Origin of the sequence: Kitasatospora phosalacinea, from assembly GCF_030268885.1 — a bacterium.
GTDB lineage: Bacteria > Actinomycetota > Actinomycetes > Streptomycetales > Streptomycetaceae > Kitasatospora > Kitasatospora phosalacinea_C.
Genome location: NZ_BSSA01000012.1, coordinates 126418 through 145435, shown reverse-complemented (window position 1 = coordinate 145435; position 19018 = coordinate 126418). Strand labels below are relative to the sequence as shown.

Below are 19018 nucleotides of genomic sequence, written 5' to 3'. Positions count from 1 at the left end.
AACTCCGCCCGAAGCGGGGCATACGTGTTCCGACGGAACCGGTAGGAACACCGAAGGGGTGGACGCATGGGTGAGGGGACGAGTGCGCTGCTGTGGATCGCCGCCGCGGTGTTCCTGGTCGCGACGGTGGCCGCGGCGATCGTGCTGGTGGTCAAACTGGTGCGCACCAGGCGGCTGCTGGTCGACGCGGGCGTCCCGCGGTCGAAGAAGGTGCTGTTCTGGGCGGCGATCGCCTACCTGGTCTGGCCGGTGGACCTGATGCCCGACCCGGTCCTGATCGACGACCTCGGCGTCCTGCTGCTGGCGCTGCGCTCGCTCAACAAGGCCCTCCCCGAGGGGGTCGCCCGGCGCGCGGGCCGCCGCGGCCGCCGGGCGTGACCGGCCCGCTGCGGGGCGTGGAGCCGGGTCGGGTCCGGGGCGGTGGGGGACGGACCGGGTCCGGCCGGGTACCGTCGGAGCAGACACGTGGGAGGGTGGACGGATGACCGCGACGGCAGAGTCCGGGACGTTGCGCGTGCCGCGCAGCATCAACGGCATCGAGCAGGCGCTCACGTACGAGGAGCGGGCCGGGTTCTACGCCGAACTCGGGCCGGTGGAGGACCCGGTGGAGCGCGAGGCGGTGATCGGGGCGTGGTGGCTGCGGGCGATGTCCGCGGCGTACGGCAGCGACCGGGCGGGCTTCCGGGCCGCGGTGGCGCCGGTGCTGGCGGCGGGGCGCTCGGAGCGGGTCGGGGCCGCCGCCGCGTGAGCGGCCGCCGGCGGACGAGGACGAGAGCCTGCGCGGCACCCGCGCCGACTGCACGCGAGCGGCCCTGCTGCCGGCCCGCCCTGATCGCCGCCCTCGCCGCCGGAGCCGCCGCGGGCACGGCGCTCTCCCCGCGCCTGTCACCCGCCGCCACCCGCGCCGGCGTCCTCGTGGTCTCCTGCGCGGGCGCGCTCGCGTTGATCGCCACCACGCTCTGACGTCCCATCAGAAAACCTGCTGCGGAAGGGAGTTGGGGACTCCCTCGCAGGGTACGGGTCGGTCGGGGGTGAGGCCGTGGAGAAGCTGCTGTGGGGGCCGATCGGCGGGGTGGTGGCCGTCCTGCTGCTGTGGGGCGTGCTGGCGTTGCACGACGGGCCCGCGCGCCCGGTCGGCTTCGTCGGCTTCCTCCTGGTGGTGGCCCTCGGCGTGACGGGCGTCATCCGGCTGGTCAAGGACGACGAGGCACCGGCCGCCCTGGCCGTCATGCTGCTGTACTCGGCCTGGATCGCCCTCTTCATCGCCGTGCTCGGCGTGCAGGAGCAGCAGATCCTGCACGACCGCGGCACCACCTCGAACGCCACGGTGGTGCGCGCCATCGTCACCTCCGACCCGATGGGCGGCGTCGGCCCGTCCGTCACCGCCGTGGACGTGGAGCTCGACGACGGCTCCGTGCTCCACGGGATCAGCACCAAGGGCGACCACCCCGCGCTCGGTGACCGGCTCCAGGTCACCCGGGACCCGCGCGGCACGGTCGGGACCCGCCTGGGCCCCCGCCCCGACGCCCCGGACCGCACCGTCCCCGTCGTCCTGCTGTCCTTCATGGGCCTCTGCGCCCTCTGCGCCCTCCTGGCGCCCGGCGACTGAGCACCGCCCGGGCCGGCCCGCAGGACGGTCAGCGCAGCACGGCCGCCAGCAGGTCGGTGCCGAGCGTGCCGGTGGCGGCCAGGTCCAGGGCGTGGTGCACGTGCCGCCCCCGGCGGTGGGCGGTCAGCAGGCCCGCCCGGCGCAGCACGGCCAGGTGCCGGGAGACCTCCGGCGGGGTGAGGTCCCAGGCCCGGGCCAGCTCGCCGGTGGTGTGCGGCCCGCGCGCCAGGGTGCGGACCAGGCGCAGCCGCACGGGGTGGGCCAGCGCCTCCAGGCGCAGGCTGACGGCCTCCAGCGGGACGGCCGCCGCCCGCTCCCCGCCCGCCGCCGGGTACTGCACCACCGGCTGCCAGCCCGGGGCGTGCACCACGACCAGGTGCGGGTGGCCGAACACGCTCGGCAGGAAGGTCACCCCGGCCCGGCCCGCCCGCGCGGTGGAGTCCTGCAGCTTGTCCAGGACCAGCGAACCGCCGTCCGGCGCGACGGCGACCGCCGCCGACACCCCGGCCAGGGCCGCGGCCAGGCCCTGACGGCGGCTCAGCTCGGTCTTGTCCCGCACGTCCCGGCCCAGGCGGGCGGCCAGCGTCGGCCACTCCGCGTCGAAGAACGCCTCCGCGCACAGCTCCAGGGTCTCCCGCACCCGGGCCCGGACGGCCGCCGGATCGGACAGCAGCCGCTCCGCGAACGCCTCCTGGACGGGCCCGCGGGCCTGCGCCCGCTCCAGCGCGGCGGCCCGGGCCGCCGGGTCGTGCAGCGGGGAGCGGTCGGCGAAGGTCCGCCGGTTGGAGCCGCAGGTGGTCACCAGCGCCGCGTGCGCGTACCGCTCGTCGCCGAGCGCGTCCACCTCGTCCAGCTCGGCCTCCAGGGTGGCCCGCGGCCGGGCCGGGACGAGGAAGTCCGCCCGGGAGGAGCGCCACAGGAACTCCGCCTCGCGCAGCCGCTCGGCCAGCTCCGGCCGCAGCCCCGCCCACACGCCCGCCGCCCACCCGGCGAGCTGCGGATGGTGCTCCGGCGAGGCCAGCACGTGCAGCATCGCGGTGAGTTCGGCGAGCGGGGAGACGCCGAACCGGATCCGCTCCGGCGGCGTCCCGGCGAGGTCGATGCGCAGGGTCACCCCGGTATTCTCGCTGCTCACGGGCGGGGCCCCGGCCCCGGTTGACGGAAAGCGTCAACCGACGTGACCGCCCCGCCGCCCCGCCCGCACCGTGGCGCCATGACCACCACCGCCCCCGCCGTCGTCGCCGTCGCCGCGCCGCCCCGCCCGACCCTCCGCCGGCTCGTCCGGGCGGGCGGCGGCCCGCGCTACGCCACCGCCCTGCTCGTGGACGCCCTCGGCTCGGGCCTGCTGCGCCCGTTCCTGCTGCTCTACGGCATCTCGGTGCTGCACCTGGACCCGGCCACCACCGGGCTGGCGATGACCGGCGGGATCGTCGCGGGCCTGGCCTGCATGCCGCCGCTCGGCCGCTGGCTGGACCGGGGCGCCCGCAGCGCCGCCGTCGCCGCGGCGATGCTGGTGCGGGTCGCGGGCGTGGCCGTGCTGCTGGCCGCGCCGACCGGGAGCGTCGCCCCGTTCGCGCTGGCCGCGCTGTTCCTCGGCATCGGCAACCAGGCGTGGCCCGCCGCGCACGCCGCCCTCGTCACCACCGTCGCCGAGGACGGCCTGCGCGACACCGCGCTCGCCGCCGCCCGCGCCGTCCGCAACGCCGGGCTCGGCCTCGGCGCGCTGCTCGCCACCGTCTGCCTGACCGGCGGCGCCCCCGCCCTGCGGGCGCTGGCCGCGGTCTCCGGCGCGGGATTCCTGGCCGCCGCCGTGCTGGCCCGCTCGGTGCGGGTCACCGCCGGGCGGACGGAACGCGCCCCCGGGGCCGCGCCGGGGGACGGCGGGACGCGGCGGCTGCGGGCGGTGCTGCTGGCCAACGCGGTGTACGTGTTCTGCCTCAACGTGCCCGAGGTCGCGGTGCCGCTGGTGCTGGTGACGGTCCTGCACGCCTCCCCGGCCTGGCCCGCCGCGGTGTTCGTCGCCAACACCGTGCTGGTGGTCACCCTCCAGGTGCCGGTCACCGCGTGGGCGGCGGCCCGCTGGCCGCGGGCCGGGGTGCTGGCGCGGGCGGGGGCGGTGCTCGCCGCGAGCTACCTCGCCTTCCTGCCCGCCACGGCGCTCGGCCCGCTCGCGGTGGCCCTGGTGACCGTCCCGTGCACCCTCGGCGAGATCCTCTACGCGGGCAGCGCCACGCCCCTGGTCACCGCCCTCGCCCCGCCCGGCGGACTCGGCCGGGCACTGTCCCGCCTGCAGCTCTCCACCGGCCTGGGACTGGCGCTCTCCCCGGCCGTCATCACCGCCCTGGCCCCGCTCGCCCTCTGGCCCGCCCTCGCCGCGGGCACCCTCGCCGCCGCGGCGGCCGTCCGCCGGGTGAACCTGACGGAGCGTCAACGTGAAGGGTGAACGGCATTGGCGCGCACGGAAGTTCGATCGTCACTCCCACTGGAAGGAAACTTTACTTTCTATTACTCTCGCTGGCAGTGGCGTGGCGCGGTCCGTCCGCGGCGTGCGCCCACCTCCAGCTCTCCCCCTCCAGGTCAGGGAGTCCAGATGCACCAGGCAATCACGGCCCGGCGGGCCAGGATCGGCGGCTGCGCCGTCTCGCTCGCCCTCCTCGGCGGACTGCTGCTCGGCTGGTCCGAACGGGCCGGAGCGGCGGCCGACCCGCTGCTCTCCAAGGGCAGGGCGGCCACCGCCTCCTCCACCGAAGGATCCTCGTACGCCGCCGGGAAGGCCTTCGACGGCAGCGGCAGCACCCGGTGGGCCAGTGCCGAGGGCAAGGACCCGCAGTGGCTGCAGGTCGACCTCGGTACCACCGCCACCATCACGCGGATCAAGCTCAGCTGGGAGGCCGCCTACGCCAAGGCCTACCGGCTGGAGGCCTCCGCCGACGGCACCACCTGGACCGCCCTCACCACCGAGAAGGCCGGTGACGGCGGCACCGACGAGTTCACCGGCCTGTCCGGGAAGGGACGCTACGTCCGGATGTACGGCACCGCCCGCGGCACCTCCTACGGGTACTCGCTGTACGAGATGGAGGTCTACGGGAGGACCGGCGCCACCACCCCCAGCCCCTCGTCCAGCACGCCGCCCACCACCGGCGCGTTCACCGTGGTCGCGGCCGGCGACATCGCCGCCCAGTGCACCGCCGCCGACAGCGGCTGCGCCCACCCGAAGACCGCCGCGCTCGCCCAGCGGATCGACCCCGCCTTCTACATCACCATGGGCGACAGCCAGTACGACGACGCCCGCCTGGCGGACTTCAAGAACTACTACGACAAGACCTGGGGCGCCTTCAAGGCCAAGACCCGCCCCGTCCCCGGCAACCACGAGACCTACGACCCGGCCGGGTCGCTGGCCGGGTACAAGTCCTACTTCGGCGCGGTCGCCTACCCCCAGGGCAAGAGCTACTACAGCTACGACCAGGGCAACTGGCACTTCATCGCGCTCGACTCCAACTCCTTCGACCAGAGCGCCCAGATCGACTGGCTGAAGGCCGACCTCGCCGCCAACGGCAAGAAGTGCATCGCCGCCTACTGGCACCACCCGCTCTACTCCTCCGGCGGCCACGGCAACGACCCGGTCTCCAAGCCGGTCTGGAAGATCCTCTACGCGGCCGGGGCCGACCTGGTCCTCAACGGCCACGACCACCACTACGAGCGCTTCGCCCCGCAGGACCCGGACGGCAGGGCCACCGCCGACGGCCTGGTCGAGATCGTCGGCGGCACCGGCGGCGCCGAGCCCTACCCGATCGAGCAGGTCCAGCCCAACAGCCAGAAGCGGATCAGCGGCGACTACGGCGTCCTGAAGCTCGACTTCACGGACAGCGGCTACAGCTGGACCTACGTCGGTACCGACGGACAGGTCAAGGACACCAGCCCCGCCTACAGCTGCCACTGATGATGTACCTGGCCACCACCGGCCGCCGCACGGACGCGCCCGCCCGCCCCGCCGGGACGGGCGGGCGCGTCCCCGGCACCGTCCTCGCGCTCGGGGCGGTCAGCCTGGTCACCGACGTCTCCTCGGAGATGGTCACCGCCGTGCTGCCGCTCTACCTGGTGCTCGGCCTCGGCCTGTCACCCCTCCAGTTCGGCTTCCTCGACGGCCTGTTCAACGGCGCCACCGCACTCGTCCGGCTGCTCGGCGGACGGCTCGCCGACCGCGGCGGCGGCCGGCACAGGAGCGTCGCCGGAGCCGGCTACCTGCTCTCCGCGCTCTCCCGGCTCGGCCTGCTGCTGGCCGGCGGCGCCGCCGGCGGCATCGCCGCCGCCCTCGCCGCCGACCGCCTCGGCAAGGGCGTCCGCACCGCCCCCCGGGACGCGCTGATCTCGCTCAGCACACCCCCCGCCGACCTCGGCCGCGCCTTCGGCGTGCACCGCGCCATGGACACCACCGGCGCCCTGCTCGGCCCCCTGGCCGCCTTCGCCGTGCTCCGGGCCACCGCCGACGCGTACGACGCCGTCTTCGTGGTCTCCTTCGCCACCGGACTGCTCGGCGTCCTGGTGCTCGCCCTGTTCGTCCGCGACGGCGCCGCCGCAGCGCTACCGAAGACGCCGAAGCCCCGCGCCGCCCCCCGCCCCGAACGGCCGACGGTCCGACACCTGCTGCGCGACCCCGCGCTGCGACGGATCACCGGCGCCGCCGCGCTGCTCGGCGCCGCCACCGTCGGCGACTCCTTCCTCTACCTGCTGCTGCAGCGCCTCCTCGACCTGCCGACCGAGGTCTTCCCGCTGCTGCCGCTCGGCGCCGCCGCCTGCTACCTGCTGCTCGCCGTCCCCGCCGGGCGGCTCGCCGACCGCACCGGCCGCCGCACCCCGTTCCTGGTCGGGCACCTCGCCCTGCTGGCCGGGTACCTGCTGCTGCTCGTCCCGACCGGCCCGGCCACCCTCGTCGCGGTGCTCGTCCTGCTCGGGGTCTTCTACGCGAGCACCGACGGCGTCCTGATGGCGCTGGCCGGAGCCGCCCTGCCCGCGAGCGGCCGGGCCGGCGGACTCGCCGTCGTCCAGACCGGCCAGGCCCTGGCCCGCCTGGTCGGCGCCGCCGCCTTCGGGGCGGCCTGGACCTGGTGGGGCAGCGGGCCCGCCCTGGCCGCCGCCGCGCTCGCCCTGACCGCCGCCCTGGTGGCGGCCCGCCGCATCCTGCCCGAAGGGAGACCCGCATGACCGCGCTCGATCTGCCCGGAGCGGCGCCGCAGGACGCGGAGCAGGAGCGCCGAACCCCGGTGTGGCGCCTGCTGGTGCTCGGCGTCGCCGTGCTCGCCCTGCTCGGCGGCTCGCTCGGCTACGTGCTGCACGCCCGCGGCCGCGGCGGCGCGCACCGGGCCGTCGCGGCCGACGCCTCCTTCGCCCTGGACCGTCCCGGCCTCTACTACCGGGACGCCGCCACGGGACGGGTCGCTCGCGAGTCCGGCCCGGCCGGCGGCCCCTCCTGCGACCGCTTCCACGCCGGCGGCGAACGCTCGCTGTGCCTGCGCGCCCTGCCCGGCACCCCCGCCCGCACCGAAGCCGTCGTCTACGACCGCGCGTTCACCCGGCTGCAGAGCATCACCGTGCCCGGCGTCCCCAACCGGGCCCGGGTCTCCGCCTCCGGCAACCTGCTCTCCTGGACGGCCTTCGCCGTCGGCGACTCCTACGCCGCCAGCGGCTTCTCCACCCGCACCTCTGTCCTCGACCTCCGCTCGGGCTACCTGATCAAGTCGATCGAGGACATCCCGCTGACCGTGGACGGCGCCCGCCACCACGCCGCCGACGTCAACTACTGGGGCGTCAGCTTCGCCGCCGACGACAACCGCTTCTACGCCACCGTCTCCACCGGCGGCCGCACCCACCTGGTCGAGGGCGACCTCGCCGCCTGGTCCGCCCGCACCCTGCGGGAGAACGTCGAATGCCCCTCGCTCTCCCCGGACGGCACCCGGATCGCCTTCAAGAAGAAGGTCTCCGACGATCCCGCCGCCCCCTGGCGGCTGTACGTCCTCGACCTCGACGGCCTGCGCGAGCACCCCCTCGCCGAGACCCGCAGCGTCGACGACCAGGCCGCCTGGCTGGACGGCGCCACCCTCGGCTACGCCCTCCCGGGCGGCGACGGCCGCAGCACCGACATCTGGACCGTCCCCGCCGACGGGACCGGCGCCCCCGTCCTGCGTGTCCCCGGTGCCTCCTCGCCGGTCGCCGTGCAGGCCCCCGGCGCGGCCCCGGCCGGGAATGCGGCGGCCGGGAGCGGGCACACGGCCGGGCATGGATGAGCGCACCCCGCCGAAGCCGAACCGGAATCCGCAGCCGCAGCCGCCGGTCCCGCCGACCCCGTCGGTGCCACCGCAGCCCGCGGTGCCACCACCGCCCCCGGCCCCGCCGCAGCCGGTGGTGGCGCCGCGGGCGGGAGGCAGGCGGTGGACCTGGCAGTGGGGCGCGGTGGCGGTCGCGCTGGTGCTGGTCGGGGCGGGCGCGGTGGCCCTGACCGACGGGAACGGGGCGGGCGGCGGAGAGGGGCCGCAGGCGCTGCCCGGCAGTCCGCGGGCGCTGCTGCTGGACGGCGTGTCGGGCCGGGTCGAGGTCGTCGCCGCCCGCGGGTCCGCCGCCACCGCCGAGTACCTGCCCGAGGGGTCGGAGCAGCCCGGCCGGGTCGGGCTCGGCCCGGCCCGAGACGGCGGCGCCGTGCCGGTGCGGTGCGCCGCCGCGCACGGCGACTCGTTCGACCGGTGCGCCGGCCGGCTGCGGCTGACCGTCCCTGCGGACACCGCGCTGACGGTCCGCCAGGAGTCCGGGGAGATCGCGCTCACCGACCTGCGCGGCGACCTGGCGCTGTCACTGGCCTCGATCCGCTGCACCGCCGTCGGCCTGCGCCCGCAGCACGCGACGGTGTCGATCCGCTCCGGCAGCGCCGACCTGGGCTTCGCCGCCCCGCCCGGCGAGCTGAGCGTGGAGTCCACCTCCGCCTCGGTGGCGCTGCGGCTGCCGGAGCGGGACGGCGGCTACGCGTTCGACTCCGACCAGGTCTCCGCCGACGTCCGGATCGCCCTCCCCGCGCAGCCGGACGCCGGCCACCGGGTGCGCCTGCGCACCACCTCCGCCTCGGTGGCGGTGCTGCCCGCCGACGGGTGAGCGGACGGCCGGTTCAGTCGGCGGCCGGGGGCCGCCAGGGCTCGAACCACGGGTCGGGCCAGCGCTCGGCGGCGGCCAGCAGCGGGAACAGGGTGGCGCCGTCGATGCTCTCGCGGACGATGTCGGCGTGGCCGCCGTGCCGGGAGGTCTCCTCGATCAGGTGCAGCAGCACCCAGCGCACCGACCAGTTCTCCACCTCGGCGGGGAACCACGGCACCCCGCGCGGCACCGGCACCGCCTGTCCGAGGTCGGCGACCGCGGCGACCACCGCGTCCGTCTCCCGGGCCGCCGCCGCGTACGCGTCCAGCACCCCGGCCAGCGTCTCCTGCTCCGTGAGCGAGAACTCGGCGGAGTCGTCCTCGTCCGCGCTCCGCTGCGGTCCGCGCTGCCGCTGCAGGACCAGGTCGGTCCAGCCCGCCTCGCAGCGGGCCGCGTGCTTGATCAGGCCGCCGATGCTCAGCGCACTGGCGGTGGGGGTCATCCGGGCCTGCTCCTCGGTCAGGCCGTGGGCGGTGGCGCGCAGGGCCCGGCGCTGCTGGGCGAGGTAGGCGAGCAGTCCGTCGCGCTCGTCGGCGATGGGCGGTACGTGTGCGGGCATGGGGCAGACCTTCTCGCCCGGGGGTGCGGGTGGTCAAGCCCTCGGTGAAAGAATTTTCAGCATCTTGCGCAAGAAAATTGGCGCACGGCGCCAACGGCTTCGCGAGGGGCCGTGGATCTTTGGACCGACTGGCAGTAGGGTTCGCCGGAAAGTTTCTGCAAAGCTTTGCAGTGCGAGAGGATGCCCGCCGTGCCGAGAGTCGTCCCGCCCGTCCCCGACGAGCGCACGGCGCTGACCGCCTACCTCGCCCACCAGCGGCGCGCCCTGCGGGCCACCGCCCACGGCCTGACGGACGAACAGGCCCGGACGGCCGCGTCCGCCGGGGAGCTGAGCATCGGCGGCCTGATCAAGCACGCCGCCCGCTGCGAGGGCTTCTGGACCGACCTGGTCCTGCGGCGGCAGGGACCGCAGCCGCAGGACGACGAGTTCCGCCTCGCCCCGGACGAGACGCTGGCCGGGGCGCTGGACGCCTACGCGGCCGCGGCCGCCCGGACCGACGCGGTGGTCGCCGCGGTCCCCGACCTCGGGCAGGCCGTGCCCGTCCCGCCGGGGGCGCCGTGGGTGCCCGCCGGGGTCGAGGAGTGGTCGGTGCGCTGGGTGCTGCTGCACCTGATCGAGGAGACCGCCCGGCACGGCGGCCACGCCGACCTCATCCGGGAGGGCATCGACGGCGCCACCTTCGACCCGCTGCTCGCCGCCGTCGAGCAGGGGGCCGATCCGTGGGTGGAGCCGTGGCGCCCCGCCGGATGAGGTGAGCGGACGTCAGCCCGCCGCGCCGCAGCGTTCGGTGTCGATCTCCGGGAGGGTGGCCTCCGCGTAGCGGGAGCCGTGCACCGTTTCGTCGGACAGCACCCGGCCGGCCGCGGCCAGCAGCTCGGCGGGGACGTCCAGGCCGAGGACGGCGACGTCCTCGCGCAGGTGGTCGACCGAGCGGGTGCCGGGGATGGCCACCACGTGCTCGCCGCGGGAGAGCACCCAGGCCAGGGCCAGCTGGGCCACCGTCAGACCCGCGTCGGCGGCCAGCGCGGCGAGCTGCTCGCGCAGCGCCAGGTTCGCCGGGTAGTGGGCGTCGGTGAAGCGCGGCATGGCGTGCCGGATGTCACCGGGCGGCAGGTCGGCCATCGCGGGCGGGGCGTCGGTCAGGAAGCCACGCCCGACGGGGCTGAACGCGACCAGGGCGACGCCCAGTTCGCGGGTGGCCTCCAGGGTGCCGCGCTCCGGGTTGCGGGTCCACAGGCTGTACTCGTTCTGCAGCGCCGCGACCGGGTGCACCGCGTGCGCCCGGCGCAGGGTGGCCGCCGACACCTCGGACAGGCCGATCTCGCGGACCTTGCCCGCCGCGACCAGCTCGGCCAGCGCGCCGACGCTCTCCTCGACCGGGACGGCCGGATCGAGCCGGTGCAGGTAGTACAGGTCGATGACGTCGGTGCCGAGCCGGGCCAGCGACTGCTCCGCGGTGCGCCGGATGGTCTCCGGGCGGCCGTCGATGACGCGCCGTCCGTCCACCCCGGTCATGCCGCACTTGGAGGCCAGCACGATCTGCTCGCGGTGCGGGCCCAGCACCCGGCCGACCAGCTCCTCGTTGGCGCCGAAGCCGTACAGCGCGGCCGTGTCGAACAGGGTGACGCCCGCGTCCAGGGCGGCGAGCAGCAGCTTGGCGCCGTCCTCGGGGGAGGGCGCGGTGCCGTAGGCGTGGCTGAGGTTCATGCAGCCCAGGCCGACGGCCGGGACCTCGAACGGCCCGATCCTGCGGAGGGTGTTCATGCGCCCACCGGTGCGGCGAGCTGGCGTTCCAGGTCGGCCAGGGTGCGGTAGCAGGGCAGCACCTGGGCGAGCGAGGCGTTCGGCTCGCGGCCCTCGCGGATCGCGGCCACGAACTCGCGGTCCTGCAGTTCGATGCCGTCCAGTGAGACGTCGATGCCGCTGACGTCGATCGGTTCCTCTTCTCCGGTCATCAGGTCATCGTAGCGAGCCAGGTAGGTGCCGGTGTCGCCGATGTAGCGGAAGAAGGTGCCCAGCGGGCCGTCGTTGTTGAAGGAGAGCGAGAGGGTGCAGATCGCGCCGCTCGCCGCCTGCAACTGGATCGACATGTCCATCGCGATGCCGAGCTCGGGGTGGACCGGGCCCTGGACGGCGTTGGCCCGGACGATCGGCGAGCCGGTCTGGTACGCGAACAGGTCGACGGTGTGCGCGGCGTGGTGCCACAGCAGGTGGTCGGTCCAACTGCGCTTCTGGCCGAGCGCGTTGAGGTTGCTGCGGCGGAAGAAGTAGGTCTGCACGTCCATCTGCTGGATGGCGTACTCGCCCGCCGCGATCCGGCGGCGCACCCACTGGTGGCTCGGGTTGAAGCGCCGGGTGTGCCCGGCCATCGCGACCAGGCCGGTGCGCCCGGCCGCCGCGACGCACGCCTCGGCGTCCGGCAGCGAGGCCGCCACCGGGATCTCCACCTGCACGTGCTTGCCCGCCGCCAGGCAGGCCTGCGTCTGCGCGGCGTGCAGCGGCGTCGGGGTGGCCAGGATCACCGCGTCCACGTCGTCCGCCGACAGCACCTCCTCCAGGCCGCCCGCCGCCCGGGCGACGCCCTGCTCGGCGGCGAACTTCCGGGCGCTGTCCAGCGAGGAGGAGACCACGGCGGCCACCTCCACGCCCTCGATCCGGCGCAGGGCCGCGGCGTGCTTGGCGCCGAACGCGCCGCCGCCGGCCAGGGCGATCCGCAGGGGCTGCTGCTCCGTCATCTCAGTTCTCCTCGGCAAGGCGGTGGTGGTTGTTCAGGATCAGGTGGCCGACGGCCGTGTTGGACGCCGGGACGTGGTAGAAGCGGTGCTCGACGTCCACGCTGCCGCCGTCGTCGACGTCGCTCAGCGCGCCGCGCGCGATCAGCCACATCACCAGCTCGATGCCCTCCGAACCGGCCTCCTCGACGTACTCCAGGTGCGGCACCCGGGCCAGGCCCGCCGGGTCGGCGACCAGCCGGTCCAGGAAGGCGTTGTCCCACTCCCGGTTGATCAACCCGGCGCGCGGGCCCTGCAGTTGGTGGCTCATCCCGCCGGTGCCCCACACCTGGACGTCCAGCGGGCGCGGGTAGGACTCGATCGCCCGGCGCAGCGCCCGGCCCAGCTCGAAGCAGCGGGCGCCCGAGGGCACCGGGTACTGCACCACGTTGACGTGCAGCGGGATCACCCGGCACGGCCACTTCTCCACCTCGCCGAACATCAGCGACAGCGGCACCGTCAGCCCGTGGTCGACCGGCATCTCGTTGGCCAGGGTCAGGTCGAAGTCGTCCTGGATCAGGCAGTGCGCCAGGTGCGCGGCCAGCTCCGGGTCGCCCTCGATGCCCGGCACCGGGCGCGGGCCGTAGCCCTCGTCCGCGGTCGGGTAGGCGGCGCCGGTGCCCAGCACGAAGGTCGGGATCAGCGAGAGGTCGAAGGCGCTGGCGTGGTCGTTGTAGACCAGGACCACCACGTCCGGGGTGTGCTCGGCGGCCCACCGCCGGGAGGGCTCGTACCCGGCGAACACCGGCCGCCAGTACGGCTCGTCGGTCTTGCCGTGGTCCAGCGCGGCGCCGATCGCCGGGACGTGCGAGGTGAACACGGCGGCCGAGACGGCGGCGTGCTCGGCGGGCGGCGCCTGGTCGGCGTGCGCGGCCTCCAGCACGGCGTGGTCGATCCGGCTGCCGGGGGCGGTGGCCGAGCGTCCGCCGGAGACCATCATGTCCCGGTACTCCTGCTCGGTCATGCCGGTCATCGAGCCCGCCATCTGCTGGAACGAGAACCCCAGCGTGGCGCCCCACTTGGCGAGGAAGTAGATGTTCCCGCCCTCGCGCATCGCCGCGTTCAGGTCGCGCTCCAGCAGCGCCCGCTTCTGCTCCTCGCGCAGCGGCCAGGCGTCCAGGTAGGCGCGCTCGTCGGCCAGGTACGCGGCCCGGTTCTCGGCCGTCATCAGCGACATGCAGAACTGGTTGAGGTGGTAGCCGCGGGCCGACTGCTCGGCGTCGAAGATCGTCGTGCCGGGGACCAGTCGGTAGCTGCGGTCGATCGCCATGCCGCTCAACTCCCTTCGTTCTCGGGCCAGTACAGGCGCATCGGGTTGTCCACCAGCAGCCGCCGACGCAGCTCGGCGGTCGGGGCGACGTGCGGGAGGAAGTCGACCAGCAGGCCGTCGTCCGGCATGTGGTCCCTCAGGTTGGGGTGCGGCCAGTCGGTGCCCCACAGCACCCGGTCGGGGAACTCCTCGACCACCCGGCGGGCGAACGGCACCACGTCCCGGTACGCGGCGCGCTCGCCGTCCAGGGCGGGCGGGCCGGTCAGCGAGAGCCGCTCCGGGCAGCTGACCTTGCACCAGACGTCGTCCCGGGCCCGCAGGAAGGACAGGAACCCGGCGAACTCCGGGCCGTCCACGTCCTTGGAGACGTCCGGGCGACCCAGGTGGTCGACCACCAGCGGCACCGGGATCGAGAGGAAGAACTCGCGCAGCTCGGCGAGGTCCGCGGCCTCGAAGTACAGCACCACGTGCCAGCCCAGCGGGGCGATCCGCTCCACCACGTCCCACAGGTCCGCGCGCGGGGTGACGTCCACCAGGCGGCGCACGAAGTTGAACCGCACCCCGCGCACCCCCGCCCCGTGCAGCTCGCGCAGCTCGGCCTCCGAGACGCCCGGCCGCACCGTCGCCACGCCGCGGGCCCGGCCGCCGGAGCGGTGCAGCGCGTCCACCAGGGCCCGGTTGTCGGCGCCGTGGCAGGTCGCCTGGACGATCACGTTGCGGTCGAAGCCCAGGTGGTCGCGGAGCGCGAACAGCTGCTCCGCGGAGGCGTCGCACGGCGTGTACTTGCGCTCCGGCGCGTACGGGAACGCGGCCGCCGGGCCGAACACGTGGCAGTGCGCGTCCACCGCGCCCGCCGGGAGCTCCAGGGAGGGGCGGCCGGGGGAGGGGTGCCAGTCCAGCCAGCCCGGGGTCTTCTGCTGCTCCATCGCGGTCAGTCCTCGTAGCGCAGGCCGAGCGCGGCCAGCGGGCCGCGCATCGCGTACATGTCCAGGCCGAGCTCGCCCGCGCGCAGCCGCTCGCGCTTGCCCGCCTCGTTCGCCTCCCGCAGCGCCGACGCCTCCGCGGTCTCGGCGGCCCGCTCGCGCGGCACCACCACCACGCCGTCCGCGTCCGCGACCACCACGTCGCCCGGCCGCACCAGCGCGTTGGCGCACACCACCGGCACGTTGACCGAGCCCAGGGTGGCCTTCACCGTGCCGCGGGCGTTCACCGCCCGGGAGAACACCGGGAAGTCCATCGCCTGCAGGTCCGCGACGTCCCGCACCCCGCCGTCGATCACCAGCCCCGCGCAGCCCCGGGCGCGCAGCGAGGTCGCCAGCAGCTCGCCGAAGAACCCGTCCTCGCTCTCCGTCGTGCAGGCCGCCACCACCACGTCCCCCGGCCGCACCTGCTCCGCCGCGACGTGCAGCATCCAGTTGTCGCCCGGCTGCAGCAGCACCGTCACCGCCGGGCCGCACAGCCGCGCCGACGGGTACACCGGGCGCAGGTACGGGCGGGTCAGGCCGGTGCGGCCCATCGCCTCGTGGACGGTGGCCGTGCCGAAGGCCGACAGCGCGGCCACCACGGCCGGATCGGGCCGCTCGATCTTCGTGCGGACGACACCGAGTTCGGTGTGCATGGGTCTCTCCTCCTGGGGGTCGGGGCGGTCAGCGCGCGGCGAGGCGGGCGGCCAGCCGGGGGTGGACGCGCAGCGCGTTGCCCGCGTACACCGCGGCCCGCTGCGCGTCGGAGAGGCGGTCGGTGGCGTCCACGTACCGCCGGGTGTCGTCGAAGTGGTGGCCGGTCAGCGGGTCGACGCCCCGGACGGCGCCGATCATCTCGCTGGCGAACAGCACCCCCTCGGACGGCACCACCGAGGCCAGCAGGTCGATGCCCGGCTGGTGGTAGACGCAGGTGTCGAAGAAGACGTTGGTGCCCACCAGCTGCTCCGGGGTCGGCCCGCCCAGCGCCTGCGCCAGCCCGCGGAAGCGCCCCCAGTGGTAGGGCACCGCGCCGCCGCCGTGCGGGACCACCAGCCGCAGCGTCGGGAAGTCCGCGAACAGGTCCCCCTGCAGCAGCTGCATGAACGCGGTGGTGTCGGCGTTCAGGTAGTGCGCGCCGGTGGTGTGGAACGCCGGGTTGCAGGAGGTCGACACGTGCACCATCGCCGGGACGTCGTACTCCACCAGCGCCTCGTACAGCGGGTACCAGGAGCGGTCGGTCAGCGGCGGCGCCGTCCAGCGGCCGCCCGACGGGTCCGGGTTGAGGTTCACCGAGACCGCGCCCAGCTCCTCCACCGCCCGCCGCAGCTCCGGCAGGCAGCTCGCCGGGTCCACGCCCGGCGACTGCGGCAGCATCGCGCCCATCGCGAACCGCTCCGGGAACAGCGCGCTCACCCGGTGCACCAGGTCGTTGCAGATCCGCGCCCAGGTCGCGGAGACCGCGAAGTCGCCGACGTGGTGCGCCATGAAACTGGCCCGCGGCGAGAAGACCGTCAGGTCGGTGCCGCGCTCGTCCATCAGCCGCAGCTGGTTGGACCCGACGGCCTCGCGCAGGTCGTCGTCCGAGATCCGCGGCCCGGACGGGTCGGGGGCGGCGGCCGGGTCGCCCACGGCGGCGACCTGGCGCTCGCGCCAGGCGGCGAGCTGCGGCGGGGCGGTGGTGAAGTGGCCGTGCGCGTCGATGATCACGGGAGCTCCTGAGGGGTGTGCGGACGGGGGTCAGGCGGCGGTCGGCCAGCCGGTGTACTGCTCGGCCAGGTACGCGCGGCCCGCGCGGGTGGCCACCACGCTGTCCAGCTCGCCCAGTTGGCGGCGCAGCTCGAAGGGGGTTGCGCCCGGCGCGGTGTGCAGCAGGCGGGTCATCCAGGAGGAGAAGTGCTGGGCCCGCCAGATCCGGCGCAGCGCCAGCGGCTGGTAGTCGGCCAGCGCCGCCTCGCCCTCGCCGCCCAGCGCCCGCAGCAGCACGCCCGCCAGCACCTTGACGTCGTGCAGCGCCAGGTTCAGCCCGCGTGCGCCGGTCGGCGGCACGGTGTGCGCGGCGTCGCCCGCCAGCAGCAGCGAACCCCAGCGCATCGGCTCCTGCACGAAGGACCGGAAGCGCAGCACCGAGCGCTCCAGGACCGGGCCCTCGGCCAGCCGGAAGCCGTCCGCGCCCGCGACCCGGGCCTGCAGGGTCTCCCAGATCCGCTCGTCCGGCCAGTCCTCGGTCCGCTCGTCCGGACCGCACTGGAAGTACATCCGCTGGACGCTCTCGGTGCGCTGGCTGATCAGCGCGAAACCGTGCTCCGAGTGCGCGTACACCAACTCCGGGGCGCTGGCCGGGGCCCGGACCAGCACGCCGAACCAGGCGAACGGGTACTCGGTGCCGTAGCGGGTGCGCAGCGCTTCCGGGACGAGGCCCCGGCACGTGCTGCGCGAGCCGTCCGCGCCGACCACGTAGCGGGCCCGCAGCTCGTGCCGCGTCCCGTCCGCCGCGGTGAAGCGGACCCGGGGGCGGTCGGTGGCCGCGTCCAGCACCTCGGTGTCGCGGACGCCGAAGTGCACCGTCCCGCCGTCGCGCTCGCGGGCGTCCGCCAGGTCGGTGAACACCTCGGTCTGCGGGTAGAGCCACACCGAGGCGCCCACCAGGGCGCGGAAGTCGATCCGGTGCGCCCGGCCGCCGAAGCGCAGCTCGGTGCCCTCGTGCTCGTGGCCCTCGCGCAGGATCCGGTCGCTCACCCCGGTCTCCACCAGGTCGCGGGCCGCGTCCGCCTCCAGGATGCCCGCCCGGTGGGTGGTGGCGATCTCCTCCCGGGTGCGCAGGTCGACGGCCACCGCCGCCACGCCCGCCCGGCCCAGCCGGTGGGCCAGCATCAGCCCGGCGGGCCCCGCGCCGACCACCGCGACGGGCACCTCGGTGACGGTGTCGACCGGGTCGACGACGGATTCGGGCATGACGGCTCCAGGGCGGGGCGGGGGTGAGGGTTCCGGCCCGGACGAGGTCCGGCCCGCCCCGAACGTTGGCAGCTCGGCGCGGTGCCCGTCCGCACCCTTTCCGCCTGACGGAAAGGGCCTGCCCCCGGCGGCCCCCGCCGCGCAGACTGCGGTACACCCCGGCAGGCCCTACAGCGCCGTGCGGGCCCGCCGCCCCAACTCCTCGGAGATCCCGTGCACCGCCCGCAGCAGCGGCTCCCGCAGCCCCCGCGCCCGCTCCGCGCCGCGCGCCGCCACCACGATCCCCAGCGCCGCGCCCACCGGCCCCGCCCGGCCGGTCCGCACCGGTGCCGCCACCGCCACCGTGCTCTCCGACAGCTGACGGTCGCTCACGAACACCTGCTCCCGGCGGATCAGGTCCAACTGCGCCCGCAGCGTGCGCGGATCGGTGACCGTGTACGGCGTCCAGGCGCGCAGCGGCGCCGCCAGCACCTCCTCCTGGAACTCGCGCGGCGCGTGCGCCAGCAGCACCCGGCCCATCCCGGTGGAGGCCACCGGGAAGCGGGTGCCCACCATCGTCAGCAGCTCCACCGAGCGGTGCCCGGCGATCCGCTCCACGAACACCAGCTCGGTGCCCTCGCGCACCGCCAGCTGGATGTTCTCGTGCGTCGCCTCGTACAGGTCCTGCATGAACGGCAGCGCCGCGTCCCGCAGGATCTGGGTGCGCGGACACCCCGAGGCGACCTCCCACAGCCGCAGCCCCACGTGCCACGAGCCGTCCTCGGCCCGCTCCAGCGCGCCCCAGGCCGCCAGCTCCGCCACCACCCGGTGCGCCGTGCTCACCGCCAGGCCCGTGCACTGCGCGATCTCCGACAGCGTCCGCGCCGGGTGCTCGCGGTCGAACACCGCCAGCACCTGGAGGACCTTGCCCGCCGCCGAAACCCGGTTCGCACTCATCCCGCCAGTCTCGCACCCCGCCCGTGGAGGAAAACCCCGTGGACCTGCTCGCCCTGACCTCGATGGCCGTCCGCCCCGCCCTCGCCGACCTCGCCCCGCTGCTGCCCCCCGTGCGGTTCGAGGCCGCGGGCGGCGTCGAGGTCGCCCGCCGGATCCGCGCGGGCGCCCCCGCCGACCTCGCCGTGCTCGCCGCCGACGCGCTCGCCGCCCTGCACGCCGAAGGGTTCACCGAGGAGCCCCGGCCGCTGTGGGACTCCTCGACCGTCGCCGCCGTCGCGGCCGGAGCACCGCCCGCCGCCCTGGACACCGTCGACGACCTGCGCACCCTGCTCACCACCGCCCGCGCCGTCGCCCACTCCACCGGACCCAGCGGCACCGCCCTGCGCGCCCTGGTCGACCGGCTCGGCCTCACCGACCGCGTCCGCCTCGTCCAGGCCCCGCCCGGCACCCCCGCCGGCACCCTGCTCACCGACGGCCGCGCCGACCTCGCCTTCCAGCAGCACAGCGAACTCGCCGACCTCCCCGGCCTGCGGATCCTCGGCCCGCTGCCCGGCGACACCGCCATCACCTCCACCTTCGCCGCCGCCCCCCTCACCGGCAGCCCGCACCGCGAACGCGCCCGCGCCCTGGTCGGCCTGCTCGCCTCCGACGCGGCCGCCGCCACCGCCCGGGCCCGCGGCATGCACCCGCACGCCCCCCGCTGAACCGCCCCGCCGGACCGGCGTCAACCCCCGTACGCGGCACGCCGATAACGGTTGGACGCCCGCCCGCCCGGACCGGAGA

Annotated in this window: 21 protein-coding genes; 11 read left to right on the top strand and 10 right to left on the bottom strand. The window is 75.6% G+C overall.

What is annotated here, in order from left to right; all coding sequences use genetic code 11:
- The first annotated feature begins 66 nt into the window (after positions 1 to 66).
- The 4 genes from QSK52_RS19130 (at position 67) to QSK52_RS19115 (ending at position 1609) form a co-directional block, all read left to right on the top strand.
- Complete coding sequence (locus tag QSK52_RS19130; protein ID WP_285737304.1) at positions 67 to 378, top strand: YkvA family protein; 312 nt, start codon at positions 67 to 69, stop codon at positions 376 to 378.
- Positions 379 to 481: 103 nt separating this feature from the next.
- A complete protein-coding gene (locus QSK52_RS19125; RefSeq protein WP_285737303.1) occupies positions 482 to 748 on the top strand; it encodes a hypothetical protein in 267 nt (88 codons plus the stop codon).
- A complete protein-coding gene (locus QSK52_RS19120; protein WP_285737302.1) occupies positions 745 to 963 on the top strand; it encodes a hypothetical protein in 219 nt (72 codons plus the stop codon). Before QSK52_RS19125 ends, QSK52_RS19120 begins: the two co-directional genes overlap by 4 nt.
- Positions 964 to 1039: 76 nt before the next feature.
- Entirely contained in the window at positions 1040 to 1609 is a 570-nt protein-coding gene (locus tag QSK52_RS19115; protein ID WP_285737301.1) for a hypothetical protein, read from the top strand.
- 28 nt (positions 1610 to 1637) lie between these two features.
- Here the strand turns inward: QSK52_RS19115 and QSK52_RS19110 are convergent, their stop codons facing one another.
- Positions 1638 to 2723, bottom strand: a complete 1086-nt coding sequence (locus tag QSK52_RS19110; RefSeq protein WP_285737300.1) for a DUF5937 family protein — start codon at positions 2721 to 2723, stop codon at positions 1638 to 1640.
- 99 nt (positions 2724 to 2822) lie between these two features.
- On the opposite strand from QSK52_RS19110, the gene QSK52_RS19105 reads away from it, so the two are divergent.
- The 5 genes from QSK52_RS19105 to QSK52_RS19085 all read left to right on the top strand — a co-directional run bounded on the left by QSK52_RS19105 (position 2823) and on the right by QSK52_RS19085 (position 8746).
- Complete coding sequence (locus tag QSK52_RS19105) at positions 2823 to 4052, top strand: MFS transporter (protein ID WP_285737299.1); 1230 nt, start codon at positions 2823 to 2825, stop codon at positions 4050 to 4052.
- A gap of 147 nt (positions 4053 to 4199) precedes the next feature.
- Complete coding sequence (locus QSK52_RS19100; RefSeq protein WP_285737298.1) at positions 4200 to 5549, top strand: discoidin domain-containing protein; 1350 nt, start codon at positions 4200 to 4202, stop codon at positions 5547 to 5549.
- A 2-nt stretch (positions 5550 to 5551) separates the two neighbouring features.
- Complete coding sequence (locus QSK52_RS19095; protein ID WP_285737375.1) at positions 5552 to 6811, top strand: MFS transporter; 1260 nt, start codon at positions 5552 to 5554, stop codon at positions 6809 to 6811.
- Positions 6808 to 7890 (top strand): hypothetical protein, encoded by a 1083-nt coding sequence (locus QSK52_RS19090; protein WP_285737297.1) that lies wholly within the window; start codon positions 6808 to 6810, stop codon positions 7888 to 7890. The genes QSK52_RS19095 and QSK52_RS19090 overlap by 4 nt, the downstream gene beginning before the upstream one ends.
- Complete coding sequence (locus tag QSK52_RS19085; protein ID WP_285737296.1) at positions 7883 to 8746, top strand: hypothetical protein; 864 nt, start codon at positions 7883 to 7885, stop codon at positions 8744 to 8746. The genes QSK52_RS19090 and QSK52_RS19085 overlap by 8 nt, the downstream gene beginning before the upstream one ends.
- A gap of 13 nt (positions 8747 to 8759) precedes the next feature.
- On the opposite strand, the gene QSK52_RS19080 is transcribed toward QSK52_RS19085, so the two are convergent.
- Entirely contained in the window at positions 8760 to 9344 is a 585-nt protein-coding gene (locus tag QSK52_RS19080) for a DinB family protein (RefSeq protein WP_285737295.1), read from the bottom strand.
- A 189-nt stretch (positions 9345 to 9533) separates the two neighbouring features.
- Here QSK52_RS19080 and QSK52_RS19075 point away from each other — a divergent pair, with 189 nt between their 5' ends.
- Complete coding sequence (locus QSK52_RS19075; RefSeq protein WP_285737294.1) at positions 9534 to 10094, top strand: DUF664 domain-containing protein; 561 nt, start codon at positions 9534 to 9536, stop codon at positions 10092 to 10094.
- A 12-nt stretch (positions 10095 to 10106) separates the two neighbouring features.
- Here QSK52_RS19075 and QSK52_RS19070 read toward each other — a convergent pair whose 3' ends face one another.
- The 8 genes from QSK52_RS19070 to QSK52_RS19035 form a co-directional block, all read right to left on the bottom strand.
- Positions 10107 to 11108, bottom strand: a complete 1002-nt coding sequence (locus QSK52_RS19070; RefSeq protein ID WP_285737293.1) for an aldo/keto reductase — start codon at positions 11106 to 11108, stop codon at positions 10107 to 10109.
- Complete coding sequence (locus tag QSK52_RS19065) at positions 11105 to 12079, bottom strand: Gfo/Idh/MocA family oxidoreductase (protein ID WP_285737292.1); 975 nt, start codon at positions 12077 to 12079, stop codon at positions 11105 to 11107. The genes QSK52_RS19070 and QSK52_RS19065 overlap by 4 nt, the downstream gene beginning before the upstream one ends.
- 1 nt (position 12080) lies before the next feature.
- Entirely contained in the window at positions 12081 to 13385 is a 1305-nt protein-coding gene (gene ligA / locus QSK52_RS19060) for a protocatechuate 4,5-dioxygenase subunit alpha (protein ID WP_285737291.1), read from the bottom strand.
- 5 nt (positions 13386 to 13390) lie between these two features.
- Positions 13391 to 14311: an amidohydrolase family protein gene (locus tag QSK52_RS19055; RefSeq protein ID WP_285737290.1), complete on the bottom strand. Its 921-nt coding sequence runs from the start codon at positions 14309 to 14311 to the stop codon at positions 13391 to 13393.
- A gap of 5 nt (positions 14312 to 14316) precedes the next feature.
- Entirely contained in the window at positions 14317 to 15003 is a 687-nt protein-coding gene (gene ligK / locus QSK52_RS19050; RefSeq protein ID WP_285737289.1) for a 4-carboxy-4-hydroxy-2-oxoadipate aldolase/oxaloacetate decarboxylase, read from the bottom strand.
- A 28-nt stretch (positions 15004 to 15031) separates the two neighbouring features.
- Positions 15032 to 16054, bottom strand: a complete 1023-nt coding sequence (locus QSK52_RS19045) for an amidohydrolase family protein (protein WP_285737288.1) — start codon at positions 16052 to 16054, stop codon at positions 15032 to 15034.
- A gap of 30 nt (positions 16055 to 16084) precedes the next feature.
- The gene (locus tag QSK52_RS19040) at positions 16085 to 17299 is read right to left on the bottom strand and encodes a 4-hydroxybenzoate 3-monooxygenase (protein ID WP_285737287.1); all 1215 of its coding nucleotides are present in this window, start codon (positions 17297 to 17299) and stop codon (positions 16085 to 16087) included.
- Between the two features lie 168 nt (positions 17300 to 17467).
- Positions 17468 to 18235 carry an IclR family transcriptional regulator gene (locus QSK52_RS19035; protein WP_285737286.1) on the bottom strand — a complete coding sequence of 256 codons (768 nt, stop codon included), beginning with the start codon at positions 18233 to 18235 and terminating at the stop codon, positions 17468 to 17470.
- Positions 18236 to 18273: 38 nt separating this feature from the next.
- Here QSK52_RS19035 and QSK52_RS19030 point away from each other — a divergent pair, with 38 nt between their 5' ends.
- The gene (locus QSK52_RS19030; protein ID WP_285737285.1) at positions 18274 to 18939 is read left to right on the top strand and encodes a substrate-binding domain-containing protein; all 666 of its coding nucleotides are present in this window, start codon (positions 18274 to 18276) and stop codon (positions 18937 to 18939) included.
- Positions 18940 to 19018: the final 79 nt, after the last annotated feature.